Annotated in this window: 19 protein-coding genes and 1 pseudogene; 8 read left to right on the top strand and 12 right to left on the bottom strand. The window is 62.4% G+C overall.

The window, feature by feature from the left end; all coding sequences use genetic code 11:
- Positions 1 to 39: 39 nt before the first annotated feature.
- Positions 40 to 2,649 carry an alanine--tRNA ligase gene (gene alaS / locus ACHMW6_RS07475; RefSeq protein ID WP_395406482.1) on the bottom strand — a complete coding sequence of 870 codons (2,610 nt, stop codon included), beginning with the start codon at positions 2,647 to 2,649 and terminating at the stop codon, positions 40 to 42.
- A gap of 126 nt (positions 2,650 to 2,775) precedes the next feature.
- On the bottom strand, positions 2,776 to 3,528 hold the full coding sequence (gene ugpQ / locus ACHMW6_RS07470) for a glycerophosphodiester phosphodiesterase (protein ID WP_395406481.1): 753 nt from the start codon (positions 3,526 to 3,528) through the stop codon (positions 2,776 to 2,778).
- A gap of 69 nt (positions 3,529 to 3,597) precedes the next feature.
- Between ugpQ and ACHMW6_RS07465 the strand changes: the two genes are divergently transcribed.
- Positions 3,598 to 4,824: a CaiB/BaiF CoA transferase family protein gene (locus tag ACHMW6_RS07465; RefSeq protein WP_395406480.1), complete on the top strand. Its 1,227-nt coding sequence runs from the start codon at positions 3,598 to 3,600 to the stop codon at positions 4,822 to 4,824.
- Between the two features lie 110 nt (positions 4,825 to 4,934).
- Here the strand turns inward: ACHMW6_RS07465 and ACHMW6_RS07460 are convergent, their stop codons facing one another.
- From ACHMW6_RS07460 to ACHMW6_RS07450, 3 genes are all read right to left on the bottom strand, one after another.
- A complete protein-coding gene (locus ACHMW6_RS07460; protein ID WP_395406479.1) occupies positions 4,935 to 5,261 on the bottom strand; it encodes a hypothetical protein in 327 nt (108 codons plus the stop codon).
- Positions 5,262 to 5,360: 99 nt separating this feature from the next.
- Positions 5,361 to 6,005 (bottom strand): DUF1223 domain-containing protein, encoded by a 645-nt coding sequence (locus tag ACHMW6_RS07455; RefSeq protein WP_395406478.1) that lies wholly within the window; start codon positions 6,003 to 6,005, stop codon positions 5,361 to 5,363.
- Positions 6,006 to 6,157: 152 nt separating this feature from the next.
- A complete protein-coding gene (locus ACHMW6_RS07450; RefSeq protein ID WP_395406477.1) occupies positions 6,158 to 7,147 on the bottom strand; it encodes an MFS transporter in 990 nt (329 codons plus the stop codon).
- Positions 7,148 to 7,197: 50 nt separating this feature from the next.
- Here ACHMW6_RS07450 and ACHMW6_RS07445 point away from each other — a divergent pair, with 50 nt between their 5' ends.
- The gene (locus ACHMW6_RS07445) at positions 7,198 to 7,425 is read left to right on the top strand and encodes a hypothetical protein (RefSeq protein WP_395406476.1); all 228 of its coding nucleotides are present in this window, start codon (positions 7,198 to 7,200) and stop codon (positions 7,423 to 7,425) included.
- 31 nt (positions 7,426 to 7,456) lie between these two features.
- A complete protein-coding gene (locus ACHMW6_RS07440; protein ID WP_395406475.1) occupies positions 7,457 to 8,359 on the top strand; it encodes a LysR substrate-binding domain-containing protein in 903 nt (300 codons plus the stop codon).
- A gap of 148 nt (positions 8,360 to 8,507) precedes the next feature.
- Here ACHMW6_RS07440 and ACHMW6_RS07435 read toward each other — a convergent pair whose 3' ends face one another.
- The 4 genes from ACHMW6_RS07435 to ACHMW6_RS07420 all read right to left on the bottom strand — a co-directional run bounded on the left by ACHMW6_RS07435 (position 8,508) and on the right by ACHMW6_RS07420 (position 11,068).
- Entirely contained in the window at positions 8,508 to 9,380 is an 873-nt protein-coding gene (locus ACHMW6_RS07435) for a hypothetical protein (RefSeq protein WP_395406474.1), read from the bottom strand.
- Positions 9,380 to 10,156, bottom strand: coding sequence for a hypothetical protein (locus tag ACHMW6_RS07430; protein ID WP_395406473.1), 777 nt, complete (start codon positions 10,154 to 10,156; stop codon positions 9,380 to 9,382). Before ACHMW6_RS07430 ends, ACHMW6_RS07435 begins: the two co-directional genes overlap by 1 nt.
- A gap of 76 nt (positions 10,157 to 10,232) precedes the next feature.
- Entirely contained in the window at positions 10,233 to 10,661 is a 429-nt protein-coding gene (locus ACHMW6_RS07425) for a hypothetical protein (protein ID WP_395406472.1), read from the bottom strand.
- Between the two features lie 113 nt (positions 10,662 to 10,774).
- Entirely contained in the window at positions 10,775 to 11,068 is a 294-nt protein-coding gene (locus ACHMW6_RS07420; RefSeq protein WP_395406471.1) for a DnaJ domain-containing protein, read from the bottom strand.
- Positions 11,069 to 11,202: 134 nt separating this feature from the next.
- Here ACHMW6_RS07420 and ACHMW6_RS07415 point away from each other — a divergent pair, with 134 nt between their 5' ends.
- From ACHMW6_RS07415 to ACHMW6_RS07405, 3 genes are all read left to right on the top strand, one after another.
- On the top strand, positions 11,203 to 12,963 hold the full coding sequence (locus tag ACHMW6_RS07415) for a glutamine--tRNA ligase/YqeY domain fusion protein (protein WP_395406470.1): 1,761 nt from the start codon (positions 11,203 to 11,205) through the stop codon (positions 12,961 to 12,963).
- 200 nt (positions 12,964 to 13,163) lie between these two features.
- A complete protein-coding gene (locus ACHMW6_RS07410; protein ID WP_395406469.1) occupies positions 13,164 to 14,948 on the top strand; it encodes a CHASE domain-containing protein in 1,785 nt (594 codons plus the stop codon).
- Positions 14,949 to 15,297: 349 nt separating this feature from the next.
- On the top strand, positions 15,298 to 16,257 hold the full coding sequence (locus ACHMW6_RS07405) for a glycine-rich domain-containing protein (protein ID WP_395406468.1): 960 nt from the start codon (positions 15,298 to 15,300) through the stop codon (positions 16,255 to 16,257).
- Positions 16,258 to 16,331: 74 nt separating this feature from the next.
- Here ACHMW6_RS07405 and ACHMW6_RS07400 read toward each other — a convergent pair whose 3' ends face one another.
- The 3 genes from ACHMW6_RS07400 to ACHMW6_RS07390 all read right to left on the bottom strand — a co-directional run bounded on the left by ACHMW6_RS07400 (position 16,332) and on the right by ACHMW6_RS07390 (position 18,045).
- On the bottom strand, positions 16,332 to 16,574 hold the full coding sequence (locus ACHMW6_RS07400) for a hypothetical protein (protein WP_395406467.1): 243 nt from the start codon (positions 16,572 to 16,574) through the stop codon (positions 16,332 to 16,334).
- 236 nt (positions 16,575 to 16,810) lie between these two features.
- Positions 16,811 to 17,053 (bottom strand): hypothetical protein, encoded by a 243-nt coding sequence (locus ACHMW6_RS07395; RefSeq protein ID WP_395406466.1) that lies wholly within the window; start codon positions 17,051 to 17,053, stop codon positions 16,811 to 16,813.
- Positions 17,054 to 17,163: 110 nt separating this feature from the next.
- Positions 17,164 to 18,045 carry an NAD-dependent epimerase/dehydratase family protein gene (locus ACHMW6_RS07390; RefSeq protein ID WP_395406465.1) on the bottom strand — a complete coding sequence of 294 codons (882 nt, stop codon included), beginning with the start codon at positions 18,043 to 18,045 and terminating at the stop codon, positions 17,164 to 17,166.
- Between the two features lie 12 nt (positions 18,046 to 18,057).
- Between ACHMW6_RS07390 and ACHMW6_RS07385 the strand changes: the two genes are divergently transcribed.
- Together ACHMW6_RS07385 and ACHMW6_RS07380 are read left to right on the top strand one after the other, a co-directional pair.
- Positions 18,058 to 19,086, top strand: a complete 1,029-nt coding sequence (locus tag ACHMW6_RS07385) for a CDP-6-deoxy-delta-3,4-glucoseen reductase (protein ID WP_395406464.1) — start codon at positions 18,058 to 18,060, stop codon at positions 19,084 to 19,086.
- 80 nt (positions 19,087 to 19,166) lie between these two features.
- Positions 19,167 to 20,389: pseudogene (locus ACHMW6_RS07380) on the top strand (MFS transporter).
- Positions 20,390 to 20,401 lie beyond the last annotated feature (12 nt).

Raw genomic sequence — 20,401 nt, 5'->3', positions numbered from 1 at the left:
AACAAGCCGCACGCCTTAAGGCACGCGGCTTTATTGATTTTAAAGGCGCTGTTCAACCCATGCTGCAACGCCACCGAGAGCGCCGGGCAGGGCTTCAGGATTGGTGCCGCCGGCCTGGGCCATGTCCGGACGGCCACCGCCCTTGCCACCCACTTGCTGGGCGACGAAGTTCACCAGTTCGCCGGCTTTCACCTTGCCGATCGAGTCCTGGGTCACGCCGGCGATCAGGCTTACCTTGCCGTCGTTGACGGAGGCCAGCACGATGGCGGCGGACTTCAGCTTGTCCTTCAGCTTGTCCATGGTTTCGCGCAGCGCGGTCACGTCGGCGCCTTCCATGGTGGCAGCCAGCACTTTCAGGCCTTTCACATCGACAGCCTTGGTCACCAGTTCGTCGCCCTGGCCGGAAGCCAGTTTCGACTTCAGTGCAGCCAGCTCCTTTTCCAGCGCCTTCACCTGGTCCTGCACGCCGGAGATCTTGGCGGTCAGTTCTTCAGGGTTGGACTTCAGCGCAGCGGCAGCTTCGTTCAGCTTGCGGCTCAGGTTCTGCACCAGCGCCAGCGCGCCCTCGCCCGTCACAGCTTCCACGCGGCGGATACCTGCCGCCACGCCGCCTTCGGACACGATCTTGAACAGGCCGATGTCGCCGGTGCGGTGCACGTGCACACCGCCGCACAGTTCCTTCGAAGTACCGATGTCCATCACGCGCACTTCATCGCCGTACTTCTCGCCGAACAGCGCCATCGCGCCATGCTTCACTGCGTCGTCGAAGGACATGTGGTGCGACTCGGTCGCGGTATTGGCCAGGATTTCCTTGTTAACGATGGCTTCCACTTGCGCGATCTGCTCGGTAGTCATCGGCGCGTTGTGGCTGAAGTCGAAACGGGCCTTGTCCGGGTCGACCAGCGAGCCTTTCTGCGCCACGTGGCCGCCCAGCACTTCGCGCAGGGCCTTGTGCATCAGGTGGGTCGCGGAGTGGTTGCGGATGGTGCGGCCGCGCAGGTGCTGGTCCACTTCGGCACCCACTTCATCGCCGACCTTCAGCACGCCGGAGGTCACTTCACCGTGATGCCCGTACACGTCGGCCTGGATCTTCAGCGTGTCTTCCACGGCGAACTTGGCGCCGGCTGCCTGGATCAGGCCCTGGTCGCCGACCTGGCCGCCGGATTCGGCGTAGAACGGAGTGATGTCCAGCACGACGATGCCCTGTTCGCCGGCCTTCAGTTCCTGCACCGGCGCGCCATTGGCGTACAGGGCGATCACTTTCGAGGTGTGCAGCAGCTGGTCGTAGCCGACGAACTTGTTCTTGTCGCCGCTGTATTCCACGTTGGCGGCCATCTTGAACTTGCCGGCGGCGCGGGCGATCTTCTTCTGGTTTTCCATGGCGGCGTCGAAGCCTGCCTCGTCCAGCGTCACGTTGCGCTCGCGGCAGATGTCCGCGGTCAGGTCCAGCGGGAAGCCGTAGGTATCGTACAGGGTGAAGGCGGTGGCGCCGTCCAGGTTCTTCGGATCCTTGGCCAGCTGCGCTTCCAGGATCTTCATGCCGTGTTCCAGGGTTTCGCCGAAACGTTCTTCCTCGGCCTTCAGCACCTGGGCCACGCGGTCCTTGGCTTCAGCCAGTTCCGGATAAGCGGCGCCCATTTCGGTGTTCAGGTCTTCCACCAGCTTGTAGAAGAATGGCTTGGCCTGGCCCAGTTTGTGGCCGTGGCGCAGCGCGCGGCGGATGATGCGGCGCAGGACGTAGCCGTGGCCTTCCGAGCTCGGGATGATGCCGTCGACGATCAGGAAGGAAGCGGCGCGGATGTGGTCCGCGATCACGCGTAGCGATTTGTTTTCCAGGTCGGTCGCGCCGGTTTCGCGCGCAGCGGCCTTGATCAGGTTCTGGAACAGGTCGATCTCGTAGTTCGAGTGCACGTGCTGCAGCACGGCGGCCAGGCGCTCCATGCCCATGCCGGTGTCGACGCAAGGCTTCGGCAGCTTGGTCATGTTGCCGGCTTCGTCGCGGTTGAACTGCATGAACACCAGGTTCCAGATTTCGATGAAGCGGTCGCCGTCTTCTTCTGGCGAGCCTGGAGGACCGCCCCAGATATCCGGGCCGTGGTCGTAGAAGATCTCGGTGCAGGGACCGCAAGGGCCGGTGTCGGCCATCTGCCAGAAGTTGTCGGACGCGTAGCGCGCGCCCTTGTTGTCGCCAATACGGATGATGCGTTCGCGCGGCACGCCGATTTCGTTGGCCCAGATATCGTAGGCTTCGTCGTCTTCCTGGTAGACGGTGACGGTCAGCTTATCGGCCGGCAGCTGATAAACCTTGGTCAGCAGCTCCCAGGCGTACTGGATCGCGTCGCGCTTGAAGTAATCGCCGAAGCTGAAGTTGCCCAGCATTTCGAAGAAGGTGTGGTGGCGCGCGGTGTAGCCCACGTTCTCCAGGTCGTTGTGCTTGCCGCCGGCGCGCACGCAGCGCTGCACGGTCGTGGCACGGGAGTAAGGGCGGGTGTCCAGGCCGAGGAACACATCCTTGAACTGCACCATGCCGGAGTTCGTCAGCAGCATGGTCGGGTCATTGCCTGGCACCAGCGGGCTGGAACGGACAATCGTGTGACCCTTGGATTCGAAGAACTTCAGGAACTTTTCGCGAATTTCAGCAGATTTCATGTCGTATTGGATTAGGTTGCAAGCTGGTGCAAAGGGTTGATTATACGTGAACCCAGAACCGAAAAGCAGGTGGCCCATGCCAGGTGGCTGGCACATCGTGCCTGCCACCTGGGTCTGCTTTGGGTTCTAGGCGAAAGTAGGCGCGATCAGATCGATGCGGTCAGTGCAGAAGCCGTCCACGCCCCAGCCGAGAATCTCGCGTCCTCGCTTCGGTTCGTTGACGGTATAACAAAACAGCCCGAATCCAGCTTCCTTGACTGCCCGCGCAGTGGCCGGCGACAGGTGCTTATGATTGGTATGAATGGCAACAGCCCCCAGCTCGCTCGCAATGTGAGCCCAATTCCCCGGCAGCTGATCAAAAAGACAAGCCCTCGGCACATCGGGCGCCGCATCGCGCGCCGCCGCCAGCGCTTCCATGCTGAACGAAGACAGCAGCGGCAACTGCGCCGGATCCCCCACCGCCACTTCGGCCGCAAAGCGCAGCCGCGTCGTCTGCGCCACCCAGCGCCCCGTCGTCGCCTCCTGCCCTTCGGACGGCTTGATCTCGATATTCATCCAGATCCGGTGGGCCTTGCAGTAGTCGACAAACTCCAGGAACAGCGGCACCGGCTCGCCGCGGAATTCCGGCTTGAGCCAGCGGCCCGCGTCCATGCGCGCCAGTTCGGCGGCCGTGTGATCAGCCACCCTGCCCTGCCCGAAAATGGTGCGTCCAAATTCCGGGTCGTGAACGACCACGCCGATGCCGTCCTTGGACAGCATGACGTCAAATTCCACTGCATGGAAACCGTAAGCCAGACCGGCGCGCAAGCCGGCAATCGTATTCTCCGGCGCCAGCGTGCCGCCGCCACGGTGCGCGACAATTTTCGGATAGGGCCACATGGTTTAAAACACTACCACGGCTGAATGCGTTAAGCTAACGCTCCCTGAATTTAGTATGGAACAGACAACATGATGCCAAAGGCCCTTGGACATATTCGCGTACTGGATCTGAGCCGCGTGCTGGCCGGTCCCTGGTGTTCGCAGAACCTGGCGGACCTTGGCGCGGACGTGATCAAGATCGAGCGTCCCGGCGCTGGCGACGATACGCGCGCCTGGGGTCCGCCATATGCCAAGGATGCGGCCGGCACCGATACCACCGAAGCGGCTTACTACCTGTCCGCCAACCGCGGCAAGCGTTCGGTGACGGTCGATATCTCGAAGCCGGAGGGGCAGGCGCTGATCCGCGAACTCGCAAAGCATTCGGACGTCGTGCTGGAGAACTACAAGGTCGGCCAGCTGAAAAAATACGGTCTCGATTACGATTCGCTGAAGGCCGTCAAGCCGGACCTGGTTTACTGCTCCGTAACAGGCTTCGGCCAGGATGGTCCTTACGCCCACCGCGCGGGCTACGACTTCCTGATCCAGGGCATGGGCGGGCTGATGTCCGTGACCGGCGAGCGCGATGACCTGCCGGGCGGCGGTCCGCAGAAAGCCGGTGTGGCGCTGACCGACCTGATGACGGGCATGTACTCCACTATTGCCATCCTGGCCGCCCTCACCCATCGCGACCGGACGGGCGAAGGTCAGTACATCGATATGGCGCTGCTGGATGTGCAGGTGGCGATGCTGGCGAACATGGGCTCGAACTATCTGAACAGCGGCAAGCCGCCAAAGCGCTGGGGCAATGCCCACGCTAACATCGTCCCCTACCAGACCTTTGCCTGCTCGGACGGCTATATCATCGTCGCTACCGGCAATGATGGGCAGTACCAGAAATTCGTTGAAGTGGGCGGACGTTCGGACCTGGCTTTCCATGAGCGCTACGCCACCAATCCCCTGCGCGTGCAGAACCGGGATGAACTGGTGCCCATCCTGGCCGAGATGGTAAAAGCACGGCCGCGCGACTGGTGGATCGAGCAACTGGAAGCCGTTGGCGTGCCTTGCGGACCGATCAACGACCTGCACGATGTGTTCCAGAATCCGCAGGTGCAGGCACGCGGCATGGTTGTTGAGGCGCCGCATCCGACGGCGGGCAAGGTCAAGCTGGTGCGCAACCCGATGCGCCTTTCCGCCAGCCCGGCCGAGACCAACGTCGCCCCGCCGCTGCTCGGGCAGCATACGGAAGAAGTCCTGCGCGAAGTCCTCGGGCGCAGCGCCGACGATATCGCCTCCCTCCGCGCCACCGGCGCCATCTAAGCCGCGTCCCGACGCCGCATCGCGAGGGCCGCCTCGATCCGCCACGCGACGCCCGGTGGACCACTTTGATCCGCCGCGCGGCGTAGGGCGGATCATTGATCCGCCGCAGCTCAGTGAAGGTGCAACTTAAAATCAAACAACTCACTGTGCATATGATTCACCGCCGCCCGCAACTCCTGCGTCACCGGCACTCCATTACTGCAACACCGCCGCGCCCGCGCCCCGAGCAACTCCATATCGTCCACCAATCGTGGCACATTCTCAAAATCCTGGCTGGCGAGAATTTCGCTGATATCATCCGACCGCCGATCCAGCTTCTGGATATATTCGCGCAACTCCCCGGTCAGGTTCCGTTCCGCGGACATATGCTGCGCCGCCTGGCTCACCGCCAGCTGAAGGCTGTTCAAGCGGCTGCGAATCTCGTTATCGTGCATCATGATCCCCTCCCATGCGAAAGCGGCACGTCGTGCGCCGATCATGATTTGAGATTCGTCCCCCTGCCCGGTTCCCGGCCGTTCAGCCACGTTTGAGCTAGCTCAACGCTTGCAAACCTTAAGTGACGCAGCCTGCAACACTTCGCCCTCAGTGGTCTGTACGAAAGCCACCACCGCCAGCCTGTCCGCATTCACGCCCGCCGGCAGCGACACCGCCTGCGCCACACCGCCCGTGCCGCCCGCCGCGACAGGCACCGGCGCCAGCCACTCGCGCACCACGTGCTCATGCCGCAGCACCCTGCCCCGGTTCTCGCCGGCGACGACCTGGTTGCTCAAGCCATCCTCCGTCACCGCCACGTGCAGCTTGCCGCCGCGCGGCGCGCTGGCCCGCACCTCAAGCGGCAGCGCGCCCGCCTGCGGCCTCCCGATGCTGATATTGATCTGCGCCCCCGCCGGCTGGGCATTCACGCGCTCCACGGCCGCCGCGACGCCGCCCGGCCAGGAGCGCAACTCGCGTCCACCGACAAAGAGTTCAGGAGTATAGATAGTGCGCGAACGCGCGAGGTCGCTGAGCCAGCGCTGACGTTCCGTGAACGTGGCGCGTGCGTAGGGATCTTTCCAGCCCAGATAATTCCAGTAATCGACATGCAGCGCCAACGGCACCAGCTTGTCGCTCGCCTGCAGCTCGCCCAGATACTTGTCCGCCGGCGGACAGCTGCTGCAACCCTCCGACGTATACAACTCCACCAGCGCCACCCGGTGCGCCGGGGCTCTGCACCGTGCAGGTGCCCGCTCCTGCTCCCGCCGCCACTACCGCCAACGCCCACGCCGCCCCGAATTCCATGATCGCCTCCCAGGTTCATATTACTTGGTCTGGCGGCGGCAGGATTCCTTACACGTCAGGTGGCCAGGGCGGGCGTGGCGGACGCCAGCGGCGTCAGGGTGCGCAGACGGAGGGCGATGAGCAGCGCGCCGGCGAGCAGGCTGGCGAGCAGCGCGACAACGCCAGGCCAGCCGCGGTGCGCCCACACCAGGCCGCACAGCCAGCCGACCACGCTGGAGCCGAGGTAGTAGAAGAACAGGTAGAGCGCGGACGCCAGTGCCTGCGGCGCGCGGGCGCGGCGGCCGATCCAGCTGCTGGCGATCGAGTGCGAGGCGAAAAAGCCGAAGGTGAACAGGGCCATGCCCAGCACAATCAGACCCAGCGCACCGGACAGCGTCAGCAGCAGCCCGGTCATCATCACGGACAGCATCATCCACAGCACGCCGCGGCGGCCGAACTTGTCCGCCAGCCGGCCCGCCCAGACAGAGCTGAAGATGCCCAGCAGGTAAAGCAGCGAGATGCCGCCCACCACGCTCTGGCGCAGGCTGAATGGGGCACCGAGCAGGCGGTAGCCGATGTAGTTGTAGGCGCTGATGAAGCAGCCCATCAACAGGAAGGCCAGTGCGAACAGCCATGGCAGGCCGTCATCCGTGAAGTGGCGGCGGGCGCCGTTAGCCACTGCAGAGAGTCCACCATCGGCAGGACGGAAGCGGCGCGACGCCGGCAGGCTGCGCCAGAATTCCAGCGCCGCCAGCACGCCGGCCACGCCCATCACGCCCAGCGCCACGCGCCAGTTGAGGAAGTCACTGAGCACGGAAGTCAGCATGCGCCCCAGCATGCCGCCGAACGCGCTGCCCGAAATATAGAGGCCCATCGACAAACCCAGCGACGTTGGCTCGATCTCTTCAGACAGATAAGCCATCGCAATTGCCGGCATGCCGCCCAGCGCCAGCCCAAGCAGCGCGCGCATGACCAGCAGCTGCCCATAATTCTGCGCGAAGGCGCACAGTACGGTCATCACGGCCGCGATCATCATGGCGGCAACCATCAGGGGCTTGCGCCCCATGCGGTCTGAAAACAAAGCTGGACGCCAGCAGCGAAATGGCCAGGGCGCCAGTGGAAATCGACAGCGACAGGCTTGCCTGCGCCGGCGTCAGCGAAAACTCATGCCCCAGCAGGGGCAGCAGCGGTTGTACACAGTACAACAATGCAAAACAGGAAAAGCCGCCGAAGAACAGCGCGCGGTTGGTGCGCTTGAATTCAGGTGATCCGGCGGTGATGGCAGTGGTATTCATGGGAATCATCTTAGGATTGCCCATTAATACTGTCCAATATATATTTTAGGAGTTATTAATCGCTTAAACAGATAACACCCATGGAATTACGTCACCTGCGCTACTTCGTCGCCGTCGCCGAAGAACTCAGCTTCACGCGCGCGGCCGAACGGCTGCACATCGGACAGCCTCCCCTCAGCCAGCAAATCCAGGCCCTGGAAGCGGAAGTCGGCGCGCGCCTTTTGGAGCGCAGCAAGCGCTGGGTGAGGCTCACCGAAGCGGGCAAGCTATTCCTGGAGGACGCGCGGCAGATCCTGGCGCAGTCCGAGCGCGCGGTGGTTACGGCGCGGCGGGCGCAGCGCGGCGAGGCGGGCGAGCTGCGCGTCGGCTTCACCTTTTCGACGCCGTTCACGCCCTTGTTCGCGAAGGTGATCAAGCGCTATCGGCAGCTGTATCCGCATGTGTCGCTGACCTTGCACGAGATGGCGACCCTACACCAGCTGGAGGCGATCGAGACGCGCAAGATGGACCTGGGATTTGTGCGTCCGCCCGAGGTGGCGGTGCAGGATGCGCTGGAGCTGGCGCATTTGCGCGACGATCCGTTGCTGTTGATCCTGCCTTCGGATTCGCCTCTGGCACGCAAGCGCAAGGTACGCATCAAGGATCTGGAGGGGCTGCCGTTCGTGATGTATCCGAAGGAGGCTGGGACCGGGATTTATTTCCAGATCTTCCGCCTGTGCCGCGCAGCGGGGTTTGTGCCGCAGATTGCGATGGAGGCTGGGGAGGCGTCCACCATCATCGGGCTGGTGGCGGCGGGGATTGGGGTGTCGGTGCTGCCGAGTCCTTTCAACAGCATTCATATGGAGGGGGTGGCGTACCGGCACCTCGATGATCCGGCGGCGGCGACGTCGTTGTTGCTGGCGCAGCGGCGGGACGATCGGTCGGCGTTGGTGGAGGCGTTTGTGGCGTTGGCGCGGGAGGAGGCAGGCAGCACGGCCGCGTGATCGGGGCGTGCGCCGCGGGGCCGCACGCACGGCGGATCAATGATCCGCCCTACGCACCTCGACGGATCATGGTTTTGCCCCCCGGCCGATGACAACGGTTTTGGCCCCGAAGGGGCTGTAGGGCGGATCATTGATCCGCCGTGTATGCTCAGTCGTAGTCGGCTTCGAGCTCCGAGCCCGCGTAATTTTCCAGATCCGCAAACAGCGTCTTCATCGCCGACCGCCCCGGAATCTTCTGCAGCACGGTGCAAGTGCGCCGGTACAAATCGATCCGATTCATCAGCACCGCATGATGCTGCGCCGGCACCAGCGCCAAGAGCTGCTCCCATCCCGCCTCGAAATCCGGCTTATCCTTGCGCACCGCCTTCACGAAGCGTTCGAACTCCTTCTGCCCCGTGCGGGCCACGATGCGTCCCTTGCCTTCGACGGCGAAGATGATGGCCAGCGCAATCACCCCTTCCGCATTCAGATCCTCATCCTTGATCGCGCCTTCCGAATGATGGCGGCGCAGCCAGTTCGCCAGCCGCACTACCGCCTGCACCTCATGGCGCTGTGCCAGCTGCTGCTGGAACCGGGACACACCATTCCAGTTCTGGTTCGGATCAGTGAAGCAGATATCGAAGAACAGGTCGCGCAGGCGGCGCTGGGCGTAGACCGGGTCCGCGTCGTACTCGCCGATCAGCGTATCTTCCGGCATGGCGGACAATTCCTTCAGCTGGCGGAAGCCCGCCTGGAACGCCGCCTCCGGCCCCTGCTCCACCAGGAAGTCCAGCGCGGCCTGGTCGCTGTCCACGGCCAGCAACTGCTCCAGGCCAAGCGACACGCCACCTACCGTCAGATTGATGGCCTTCTGGATGCCTTCCGCCGTGCGGTTGTTGGTGAACTTGTCCGCCACGTTGGCCGTGATGGTGGCCAGTTCCTCGGCCAGGACCACGGCGGCATCCGGACGCGGATCGCCCGGCAGCAGCTTGATCGCGCGCGTCAGCCGCGGCAGGTTTTCTTGTACGAGTGCCGGCAGCATCAGTTGAAGATCCCCGTACCGATGGAGCGGCGCGGACGTTCCTTGCCCGTTGCGCTGCGCGTCGTCGGCACCTGCTTGCGCAGGCGGTACAGCAGCTCTTTGGTCGTGCGTTGCAGGTGTTCCGGCTCTTCATCCGGATCGTCGCTGAACTCCGCATCGGCCAGGTCGGCGCTGTGGCGGAATTCCGGGAACAGTTCGAACAGCGCGCGGTCCCAGCCATCTTCATTGGCCTGGGCCAGCGCTACCGCCAGCGGCACCACATCGTTATCGGCCGCGGTCTGTCCGGTCAGGTAAGCGCCCTTCGAGATCACCTCGCCCGCCACTTCCAGCACCTCGCGCGGCGCCATCGAGAACAGGATGGCAAACGCCGTGCAGCCCCAGTCCGTGGCCGACGCTTCCTTCAGCAGCTCCACGCGGCGCTCTTCATCCTCGGTGCCGAACACCACGCCGTGAACATGCGCGAACAGCGATTCGGCGATGCGCTCGGGATCATCCTCGATCATATCGTCCGACCAGGTCGCGGCCAGGTAGGCCAGGCTCTCCGCCCACTGCTTGGGCGGCACGAGCAGCGTGGCCAGCGACAGCTTGCCGCCGTCGAAGCCGGACATATGCAGCGCCGTCACGTGCGGCGGAATATTCTGCAGCACTTCGATTACGGCCAGGTCGCCGTGCGTCTCGGCCGCTTCGGCAAAGGCTTTCTCGGCATGCTCCAGCGAGCCGGCCAATACGAGTTCGGTGACCTGCTTGCTGATTGCCGGCAGATTTTTATCGGACATCGCTTACTCCTCTCCCTGGTCAAAGATCTGGGCGAAATCGTCGCTCACGCTTTCGTCCTCGTATTCGTCATCGCCTTCATCGCCCTCGGCCAACTGGTCGAGGGAGGTATCCTCTTTCATCCCACATGCGCGGATGCTTGTGGAGGAAGGCTGTGATAATCGCCTGGCGGCCCAGGTCCGGGTGATTCTCTTCAATCGCTTGCAGCATCTTCGCTGCGGCGCCATCGGGGCAGGATGCGGCCCCGAACACGCGCGCCGGGTCGCCATACTCGAAGTCTTCGGCGTCCTTCAGCACGGCTTTCGGGTCGTGGAACTCGATCACGTCGACCAGCGCGAAAGCCATCATGTTCAGGTCTTCGATGCCGCCGCCGTTGGCGTATTCGGACACCAGGGTGTCCAGCATCTTCTTGTAGTTCTTGTGGTCGGGCGGATCGCCGAGGATACCTTCGATCTGTCCGGCCAACTCGCGCGCCTGGTAGGCGAACTCGTGGTGTACTTTGCTCATTGTTTCTCTGCTCATATTCGGCGGATCAATGATCCGCCCTACATTATTGCGCCTCGCACACGCAATCGATTTATTCGCGGTGCGTAGGGCGGATCATTGATCCGCCGTGTATGCTATGCCGCCGGCACGGATACGCCGTGCAGGCTGAACACCGACCGCCACTGGCTATACGCCTCGGCTTCGGGATCGATGATGATGCGGTGGTGCAGGCTCTGGTTATACTCTTCGCGCCTGGCCGGATCGGACAGCACCTCATAAGCCTTTACGATGCCTTTGAAGCGCGCGTCGGCGCCTGGCTCCTGGTTGCGGTCCGGATGGAAGCGCATGGCCAGCGAACGGTAGACCTTCTTGATTTCCTCATCCGAGGCATTGGGCGCGACACCGAGCACATTATATAAATTTTCCATACAGGAAACTCCGGGGTCGATTTTTAAAACGTGCAAAGACGAATTATCCTATATAAAGGCATGCTCGTCCCGTCATAACCCCCGCCGTACGGTAAAATGCGCGCTATTCGACCCTTTTTCCACTGTTTTCCTACATGAGCAACGACAAAAACAGCACCGCTCCGGCGCCTGCGCCGAATTTTCTGCGCAATATCGTTGAAAGTGACCTCGCAACGGGCGCCCACGACCGTCCCGGCCTGCCATCCGTGATCACCCGCTTCCCGCCGGAGCCGAATGGCTACCTGCACGTGGGGCATGCCAAGTCCATCTACACCAACTTTGGCCTGGCGCGCGATTTCGGCGGCCGCTGCCACCTGCGCTTCGACGACACCAATCCGGAAAAGGAAGAACAGGAATACGTCGACTCCATCATCGACAGCGTGCGCTGGCTGGGCTTCGACTGGGACTACAAGGGCCCGGTCGGCGCCGGCAATCACCTGTACTACGCGTCCGACTACTTCGGCAAGCTGTACGAGATGGCCGAGTACCTGATCAAGACCGGCAGGGCGTATGTCGACAGCCAGAGCGCGGCCGACATGTCCGCCAACCGCGGCAACTTCAGCACGCCAGGCACCAACTCGCCCTTCCGCACCCGCTCCGTAGAGGAAAACCTGCAGCTGTTCCGCGACATGAAGGCGGGCAAGTACAAGGATGGTGAGCACGTACTGCGCGCCAAGATCACGGAAGACGCGATGTCGTCGCCGAACATGAATATGCGCGATCCGGCGATTTACCGCATCCGCCATGCCCACCACCACCGCACGGGTGACGACTGGTGCATCTACCCAATGTACGACTACACCCATCCGATTTCGGACGCGCTGGAAAACATCACCCACTCCATCTGCACGCTGGAATTCCAGGACCACCGCCCGTTCTACGACTGGCTGCTGGCCACGCTGGCGGAAGGCGGCTTCTTCGAACAGCCGGTGCCGAAGCAGTATGAATTCGCTCGCCTGAACCTGACCTATATCGTCACCTCCAAGCGCAAGCTGCGCCAGATGGTGGAAGAAGGCATCGTGGACGGCTGGGACGACCCGCGCCTGCCGACCATGGCCGGCATGCGCCGCCGCGGCTTCACGCCGGAAGGCATCCAGCTGATGTGCGAACGCACCGGCGTGACCAAGTCGGACGGCTGGATCGACTTCGGCGTGCTGGAAGGCGCCGTGCGCGAAGACCTCGATCCGAAAGCGCCGCGCGCGATTGCCGTGCTGCGTCCGCTGAAGCTGATCGTCGATAACTTCCCGGAAGGCGAAGCACACGAGTGCACGTCGCCGGTGCACCCGCACCATCCGGAACTGGGCCACCGTACCTTCCCGTTCACGAAGGAACTGTGGATCGAAGAGGAAGACTTCATGGAAGTGCCGACCAAGGGCTACTTCCGCTTCACGCCGCCGATCGATGGCAATCCGGGCAGCCGCGTGCGCCTGAAGTATGGCTACGTGGTCGAGTGCACCGGCTACGACAAGGATGAAAACGGCAAGGTCATCGCCGTGCACGTGAATTACTTCCCCGATTCCAAATCCGGCACGCCGGGCGCGGACAACTACAAGGTGAAGGGAAATATCACCTGGGTCAGCGTGCCTGCTGCTCTGGAAGCGGAAGTGCGCCTGTACGACCGCCTGTTCACCGAGGAAAAGCCCGACGCAGGGGGCAAGGACTTCAAGGAATTCCTGAATCCGAAAGCGCTGGAAGTCGTGAAGGCTTATCTGGAACCGGGCCTGAAAGACGCTGTCGCCGAGCAGCGCTTCCAGTTCGAACGCCATGGCTACTACGTGGCCGACCGTGTCGATTCGCAGCCTGGACGACCAGTATTCAACCGCATCGTTACACTTAAAGACAGTTGGGCGAAATAAGATTACGCCTGTGTCTTGGACAAGAAGCCGCCCTCGGGCGGCTTTTCTTTTAGCACTTTGATTTCAATCAAATTGGTAGGTCCGCACTGTTGGTTTTGCCTTGCGCGCGTTACGGAAAGTACATATATTCAACCAACTTTCCCTCAAGGTATCGTCTTGTGACACCGCTTTTCAAACGCCTTCTATCCCCCGCGAAACCGATGTGGTGGACCGGTGCGCTGCTTTCGCTATGCGTTGGATGCGGCTTTTACACCCTGGCCGACAACACGGTCGAAAATGAAGCCAAAGAGCGGTTCCGCCACCTGGCGCGCAATGCCCAATTCGATATCAGCGCCAGTATCAAGGCGTACACCGAAGTGCTGCGCGGTACGGCCAGCCATTTCCAGGCTGCGTCACCGGAGCACATGACACGGGAGAGCTTTCACCGCTACGTGCAGGGCCTGGACCTGGCGCACAATTTCCCCGCCGTCGACAGCATCAATTTCGCCGCCTACTTTACCGATGCCGAGCGCGCCGCGCACGAAGCGCAGATGCGCCAGCTCGAACGCATCGACCACAGCTATCCCAGCTACCAGATCAAGCCCGCCGGCCATCGTCGCGAATATGCCGTGCTGACGATGATCGAACCTCTGGACCAGTTTGCCAACCGCTATGGCTTCGACCTGGCCTCGCTGCCCAAAGTGGCGGACGCTCTGTTTTCCGCACGCGACAGCGGAAGCATGAGCAGTTCTGGCCAGCCGATTCCGCTGCGCCGCTTCCCCAGCGATATCGGCATGGGGATGCGCATCCCCATTTACCGCAACAAGCAGCACTACGCCACCGTGGAAGAACGCCGCGCCGAATGCATCGGCTCGGTGGGACTGGGCTTCAATGTGCAAAAGCTGATCAATGGCGCGCTGGGGGACATGTCCGAACATGAGGTGCGGGTGATCCTGCGCGACGGCGGCCTGGTCAGCACGCCGCTGCCGAGCGATCGTCCCGGCCCCATGCTGTTCGACAGCCACGTCGGCATGCCGTTGCCCGCTGCGGATGCGAGCTTCGCGCTCACGCTGCCGATCCAGTTCAATGGCCGCCTGTGGCAAGCCAACTTTGTCTCGCCGCGCCGCGTCATGTATTCGCGCTTCGATGCCTATCTGCCGGCGCTGGCGGCCTGCGTGGGCTTTGGCGCCAGCATGCTGATTTGCGCACTGTTCCTGACCCTGGCGTCATCTCAGCGCCGGGCGCTGCGCATGGCGCGCGCCATGACGCGCGAACTGCGCGACAGCCAGGCCAAGCTGCAGTTATCCCACCACCGCCTGCGCCGGCTTGCCGCGCACGCCGACCAGATCAAGGAAGCAGAACGCAAGCGCATTGCGCGCGAGATCCACGATGACCTGGGACAGAACCTGCTGGTGCTGCGCATCGAGGTGGACATCCTCGTCGCCCGCACGGCACAGCGCCACCCGCGACTGCATGCGCGGGCCCAGGCCACGCTGCGCCAGATCGACGAAACCATCCGCAGCGTGCGCCACATCATCAACGACCTGCGTCCTACTGTTCTCGACCTTGGGCTGGGCGCCGCGGTCGAATGGCAGGTGGCGCAATTCCGGCAACGCTCCGGCATCGACTGCGAACTAGTCGAACACGGCGTGGACGTGAGCATCGACGACCACTGCGCCACCGCCCTCTTCCGCGTGCTGCAGGAATCGCTGAGCAATATCTACCAGCACGCGCACGCCAGCATGGTGCGGGTCGAACTGCGCCGCGCGGCCGGCATGCTGCGCATGAGCATCAGCGACAACGGGGTTGGCATCCGCAACGACAGCCGCAACAAGACCGGCTCCTTCGGCCTGGTCGGCATCGAAGAACGCATCAGCCTGCTCGGCGGACACTGCTCCATCCTCAGCAACCCCGACAGCGGCACCACCGTTGCCGTCTCCATCCCCCTCCATCCCCGCCCCGATCCCGCCCCCCGCCCCTCCGAACTTATCTGGGGTCAGATCTGACTTTTGTGACTTTTGGGGTCAGGCACGAAATGAAACATGAGCCCGCTTTGATAAGCGAGCTCATGTTTCATTTCGTGCCTGACCCCAAAGTTATATGGATGAGTGTGTAACAATTTAATAGTCACAAACTCCTGATTTAAAAGGGACTATGCGCTGTTGTTTCGTCTGCGCACAATTGAATTGTTACTTGTTTTCTGGGGGTCCCTGTCTATACTAGAGCGTGTTGATCTACATCAACGCAGCGTTCCCAAACTTCTGAACGTCCCTGACGCCCGGCATGAAACCCAGCCCCAAGAACGGCGTCTTTTTCATCAATAACTCGCTCTCAATTGAAAAAGGGATATCACTCATGATCTCGTCTGAAAGCTTCAAGGCTGTTGCCGACCTCGATCTGGAACCGATCAAAGTCAAACTGATGCACGTGGAATCCGGTGAAGGCTGGTCGCTGGAGAAAGTAAATGCGGTGGAGTTCGAGTATCGCCGCTTCCTGTACTTGATGAAGATGTTCCCGAATGAACAGACGGCGCCGCTGATGGACGTGGATATCTTCTGGCATTACCACATCCTGGATACGATGAAGTACGCCGTCGATTGCGAGAAAGTGTTTGGCTATTTCCTGCACCACTTCCCCTATATCGGCCTGCGCGGCGAGGATGACGAGGAAGCGCACGAGCGCGTGGGCAACCGTATGAAGGAGCTGTACGAGGAAACCTTCGGCGAAGCTTACCTGCGTTCGGATACGGCCTACTCGGGCCGCGTTGCATCCGCTCCGGACTTCAGCGCGAAGACGGCATACTCGGGCCGCGTCAGCGTGGCGTATTCGGGACGTGTGGCGGCGCAGACGGCTTATTCCGGCCGCGTGGCTGGTGAGCAGGTGGCGTATTCGGGACGTGTGGCGGGCGAGCAGGTGGCGTATTCGGGGCGCGTAGCAGGCCAGCAGGTCGCGTACTCCGGCCGTGTCGCGTCCGAGGCGAAGACTGCCTATTCGGGTCGTATTGCCGCGGAAGCGAAGACGGCTTACTCGGGCCGCGTGGCAGCGCAGGCGCAGACCGCCTACTCCGGCCGGGTGGCCGGCGAACAGGTTGCGTATTCCGGACGTGTGGCGGGCGAAAAGGTCGCCTACTCCGGCCGCGTCGCCGCCGAGGCGAAGACTGCTTACTCGGGCCGCGTGAGCGCAGAGGCGCAAACTGCGTACTCCGGCCGCGTCAGTGCTGAAGCGAAGACTGCTTACTCTGGCCGCGTTGGCGCACCGGCCGCTGCGGATACCAATAACTTCTACGCCGAGCGTCCGCGCCTGGCCACTGCATAAATTCGCCGTTCTACAAACGGCAACGGCCGCATCCTGGGACAGGTGCGGCCGTTTTTTATTCCTGCGAAGACAGCTTAGTGAGTCATCAAGTCGCGCAGTTCACGAATGCTCAAGTCGCTGATTTCGTGCATGCGGATCAGGATGGTCGCGCCAATCGGCAGCGTGTTGTGGCGGATCTTGGAGATCACCGGCGGCGCAACTTCCAGCGCGCGCGACAGGGCCGCATCGTTCTTCAGTTGCAGTTTTTCAATGATCGCGTCAAGTACGCGGTTCGGATTGTAAGTCGGAGACGACGTAATTTCTTTCAGGGCAGACATGATCTAAATCTTCTCTAGTTGTTGCAGTGATGCGACAAAATTTTTGCAAAATATTCGGCGGTATTTTTCACAAAAAGCGTCCAAAACCCTCGCGGTTGACACAATTTGTGGCAGTTGGCCGATATGATACCTTGTTTCGTTGCTGATTGCTTAACGCGACGCAACTTTTGTTAGATTTCGATAGATTCTACAGCGAAATCTTATGGTAGGAAATTTTCGACCACAAAAATGCAAAATCAGCGTCGATCGATTGGCACAAAAGGCTGGCAGATCCAGGCCAGCGCCATCAGGGCGCCGAGGTGGATCAGGGTCGGTGGAAGGAAGATGGCGGCGGGCAGTCCGGACGAAGGTATGGGGCGCACACAGCGCCAGTCGAGCCGGCGGCGGATCTCGTCGGGAGATGGGGGCGGCAGATGCGCATGATTGCGCTGCATCAGGTAGGCACGAACCTGCTCTTTGCTGGGATGGGTGGCGTTCATTGCGCTCTCCTCCGTTGTGCTGGCCTCACAATAGCGCCAGTTTGAGGCCCCGCCTTTAATCCAGGTCAGGACAGGTGCCTGTCTCCACATGCAAGTCTGCTTGCCGAAGCTTACAACCGGCTTTCACTGAGAAAAAAAGCAACAGTCGGGTAGCGCAGCCTTACGCCGAGTTCACGCTTGATGCGGCCGTTTGACAGACGGCGCGATTCGGACATGAACGACAGCAGGGTCGGCGAAACAGCCTGCGCCAGCTCGGCCCGGGGCAGTCGTGGCGGCCGTGGCAGACCATGTGTATCGGCGACGGCATCGAAATAGTCTCCCATCTTCATATCGCTGTCATCTACCGCATGATAGATACGGCACGGTTGGGCGCGCAGAAGGGCCGCCGCCACTATGAGAGCGAGGTCGTCGGCATGGATATGATTGGTATAGACATCGTCTGCTTCACGCAACGCTGGGGTCCCCTGCTGCAGCCGTTTGATGGGCAAACGGTCGTTCGCATAGATGCCCGGTACGCGCAAAATGGACAGCCGCCCGGCCGCGCGCCGCGCCCAGGCCCGCAACACCCGTTCCGCATCGACACGGCGGCGTGCACGCGCATTGTGCGGCGCCACTGTTTGCGTTTCATCGGCCAGCGCACCGCCAAGGTCGCCATAGACGCCTGTTGTACTGACATAAACGATCTTTGCCCTGTCAGGTAAAATGGCGGTCACATTGCGCGTGCGCAGGTCTTTTTCTCCCTCGGCAGCAGGCGGCGCCAGATGCACGACCGTGTGCGCCAGGCCGGCGAGACGTCCCAGCGAAGAACGCTGGTCGAGGTCCGCCAGCAGCGGCACGGCGCCCGCGGCGCGCAATTCGGCAAAGCGCTCGCGCTGGCTGGTGAGGGCAAAAACGCGATAGTGATCGCGCACCAGGGGCAGCAGACGCATGCCCACATCGCCGCAGCCGATGATGAGCAGGCGCGGCTTGTTGAATTTTTTTCTGATTTCCATTTTTGAGATTGTATGTCTTTCCAAATTACTGTTCAGCCCAGCGGCCACCAATTCAGCTGCGACGAAGATGAAACCGTGCTGGCGGCGGCGATCCGCGCCGGTGTCGGCCTGCCCTACGGCTGCAAGAACGGCGCCTGCAGCTCCTGCAAGGGCAAGGTGCTGGAAGGCTCCGTGAGCCATAAGGCGCACCAGCGCCGCGCGCTGAGCGAGGAAGAGGAAGCTGCCGGCCAGTCCCTGTTCTGCTGCGCCGTGCCGCATTCGGACCTGGTGCTGGAAGTGCGCGAGGTAGCGGGCAGCAGCGATTTCCCGATCAAGAAGATGCCGACGCGCGTGACCACGCTGGAAAAACTGGCGCCGGACGTGATTGTGATGACCCTGCAGCTGCCGGCCAACGAAACGCTGCAATACCGCGCCGGCCAGTATGTCGAATTCATGCTGCGCGACGGCAAGCGCCGCAGCTACAGCATCGCCAACGCGCCGGAAAGCGGCGGGCCGCTGACCCTGCACATCCGTCACATGCCGGGCGGCCTGTTCACCGACCAGGTCTTCACCACCATGAAGGAGCGCGACATCCTGCGCTTCGAAGGTCCGCTGGGTACCTTCTTCGTGCGCGACGATTCGGACAAGCCGATGATCCTGTTGGCATCCGGCACCGGCTTCGCGCCGATCAAGGCCATCGTGGAGCATGAGCGCGCCAAGGATACGAAACGCGAGATGGTGCTGTACTGGGGCGGCCGCCGCCCGCAGGACCTGTACATGGATACTTTGTGCCGCCAGTGGGCGGACGAGATCCCGAACTTTAAGTACGTACCGGTGGTTTCCGATGCGCTCGAGGACGAGCACTGGTCCGGGCGCCGCGGCTATGTGCACTCGGCTGTGATGGAAGATGTGCCGGATATGTCCGGCTACCAGGTCTATGCCTGCGGCGCACCCATCGTCGTGGAATCGGCCAAGCGCGATTTCGTCCAGCAGTGCAAGCTGCCTGAAGACGAGTTCTACGCGGACGCGTTCACTTCCCAAGCCGATTTGCTCAAGCCCTGATTCGCCTGCGCCGCGCGCCGTGGGGCGCAACGCGCCCTGCCCAGCGCGGCCCGCATGGCCGCGCCTAACAAACGCACACCATGTCATCCAACGGTTTCCACGTCCTCCGCCACCGCAACTTCTCCCTTTATCTCTCCGCCCGCATCCTCGGCACCCTGGCAGTACAGATGCAAAGCGTCGCCATTGGCTGGCAGGTCTATGCACAGACGCATAACCTGTTCTACCTCGGCATGATCGGCCTGGCGCAGTTCGCGCCCTTCCTGTTGCTGATCCTGATCGCCGGCCACGCGGCCGACCGCTACAACCGCCGCAACATCATCACCTGCTGCGTCGGCGCGCAGTTGCTGACATCCCTCCTGCTGCTAACGTACACGCACAGCGGCGTGCAAGCCGTGTGGCCCGTGTTCGCCATCCTGATCGTGTTCGGCAGCGCCCGCGCCTTCATGAGCCCCGCCACGCAAGCGGTGCTGGTGAACATGGTGCCGACCGAAGACTTCAGCCGCGCCGTGGCCCTGAGCAGCTCCAGCTTCCAGGTGGCCGTGATCCTCGGCCCCACGCTGGGCGGCCTGCTGTACATCTACGGCCCTGCCACCGTCTACACCACCTCCGCGCTGATGCTGGCCGGCGCCGTGGTGCTGATGCTGCTCACGCGCCCCGCCCCGCAAGCCACGCGCAACGAACCGGCCACCTGGCATAGCGTGCTGGAAGGCTTACGCTTCGTGTTCTCACGCCCCATCGTGCTGGGCGCCATTTCGCTGGACCTGTTCGCCGTGCTGTTCGGCGGCGCCACCGCGCTGCTGCCTGCGCTGGCGCATGACGTGCTGCATATCGGTCCAACTGGCCTCGGCCTGCTGCGCACAGCACCCGGCGCCGGTGCCGCGGCCTGCTCGATCGCCCTCGCCTTCTGGCCTATCACGCGCCGCGTGGGCGCGTGGATGTTCGGCGGTGTGGCGGTGTTCGGCGTCTGCACCGTGATCCTCGGCGCCACCACCAGTTTTGCCGTCGCACTGGCCGCGCTGCTGGTAATGGGCGCGGGCGACATGATCAGCGTCTATGTGCGCCACCTGCTGGTGCAGTTCGAACGCCGGACGCGATCCGCGGCCGCGTGAGCGCGGTGAACTCGGTATTCATCGGCGCCTCCAACGAACTGGGTGAATTCGAATCGGGCCTTACGGCCGGCTGGTTCGGCCTCACGCGCGCCGTAATCTTCGGCGGCGCCGCCACCCTGTTGGTCACTGGCCTGTGGGCCCGCATCTTCCCCGTGCTCACGCATATGGACCGCTTCCCGCATCACAACAAGTAGTAAGATGGGCGG

It is taken from the genome of Pseudoduganella sp. UC29_106 (genome assembly GCF_044055365.1).
Classification (GTDB): Bacteria; Pseudomonadota; Gammaproteobacteria; order Burkholderiales; family Burkholderiaceae_D; genus Rugamonas.
This window is presented reverse-complemented; position numbering and strand designations above follow the sequence as displayed.

What these genes read in the sequence shown, in the direction of transcription:
- alaS (WP_395406482.1), bottom strand. Translation starts at nt 2,649, where the DNA reads ATGAAATCTGCTGAAATTCGCGAAAAGTTCCTGAAGTTCTTCGAATCC.
- ugpQ (WP_395406481.1), bottom strand. Translation starts at nt 3,528, where the DNA reads ATGTGGCCCTATCCGAAAATTGTCGCGCACCGTGGCGGCGGCACGCTG.
- ACHMW6_RS07465 (WP_395406480.1), top strand. Translation starts at nt 3,598, where the DNA reads ATGATGCCAAAGGCCCTTGGACATATTCGCGTACTGGATCTGAGCCGC.
- ACHMW6_RS07460 (WP_395406479.1), bottom strand. Translation starts at nt 5,261, where the DNA reads ATGATGCACGATAACGAGATTCGCAGCCGCTTGAACAGCCTTCAGCTG.
- ACHMW6_RS07450 (WP_395406477.1), bottom strand. Translation starts at nt 7,147, where the DNA reads ATGGGGCGCAAGCCCCTGATGGTTGCCGCCATGATGATCGCGGCCGTG.
- ACHMW6_RS07440 (WP_395406475.1), top strand. Translation starts at nt 7,457, where the DNA reads ATGGAATTACGTCACCTGCGCTACTTCGTCGCCGTCGCCGAAGAACTC.
- ACHMW6_RS07435 (WP_395406474.1), bottom strand. Translation starts at nt 9,380, where the DNA reads ATGCTGCCGGCACTCGTACAAGAAAACCTGCCGCGGCTGACGCGCGCG.
- ACHMW6_RS07430 (WP_395406473.1), bottom strand. Translation starts at nt 10,156, where the DNA reads ATGTCCGATAAAAATCTGCCGGCAATCAGCAAGCAGGTCACCGAACTC.
- ACHMW6_RS07425 (WP_395406472.1), bottom strand. Translation starts at nt 10,661, where the DNA reads ATGAGCAAAGTACACCACGAGTTCGCCTACCAGGCGCGCGAGTTGGCC.
- ACHMW6_RS07420 (WP_395406471.1), bottom strand. Translation starts at nt 11,068, where the DNA reads ATGGAAAATTTATATAATGTGCTCGGTGTCGCGCCCAATGCCTCGGAT.
- ACHMW6_RS07415 (WP_395406470.1), top strand. Translation starts at nt 11,203, where the DNA reads ATGAGCAACGACAAAAACAGCACCGCTCCGGCGCCTGCGCCGAATTTT.
- ACHMW6_RS07410 (WP_395406469.1), top strand. Translation starts at nt 13,164, where the DNA reads ATGTGGTGGACCGGTGCGCTGCTTTCGCTATGCGTTGGATGCGGCTTT.
- ACHMW6_RS07405 (WP_395406468.1), top strand. Translation starts at nt 15,298, where the DNA reads ATGATCTCGTCTGAAAGCTTCAAGGCTGTTGCCGACCTCGATCTGGAA.
- ACHMW6_RS07400 (WP_395406467.1), bottom strand. Translation starts at nt 16,574, where the DNA reads ATGTCTGCCCTGAAAGAAATTACGTCGTCTCCGACTTACAATCCGAAC.
- ACHMW6_RS07395 (WP_395406466.1), bottom strand. Translation starts at nt 17,053, where the DNA reads ATGAACGCCACCCATCCCAGCAAAGAGCAGGTTCGTGCCTACCTGATG.
- ACHMW6_RS07390 (WP_395406465.1), bottom strand. Translation starts at nt 18,045, where the DNA reads ATGGAAATCAGAAAAAAATTCAACAAGCCGCGCCTGCTCATCATCGGC.
- ACHMW6_RS07385 (WP_395406464.1), top strand. Translation starts at nt 18,058, where the DNA reads ATGTCTTTCCAAATTACTGTTCAGCCCAGCGGCCACCAATTCAGCTGC.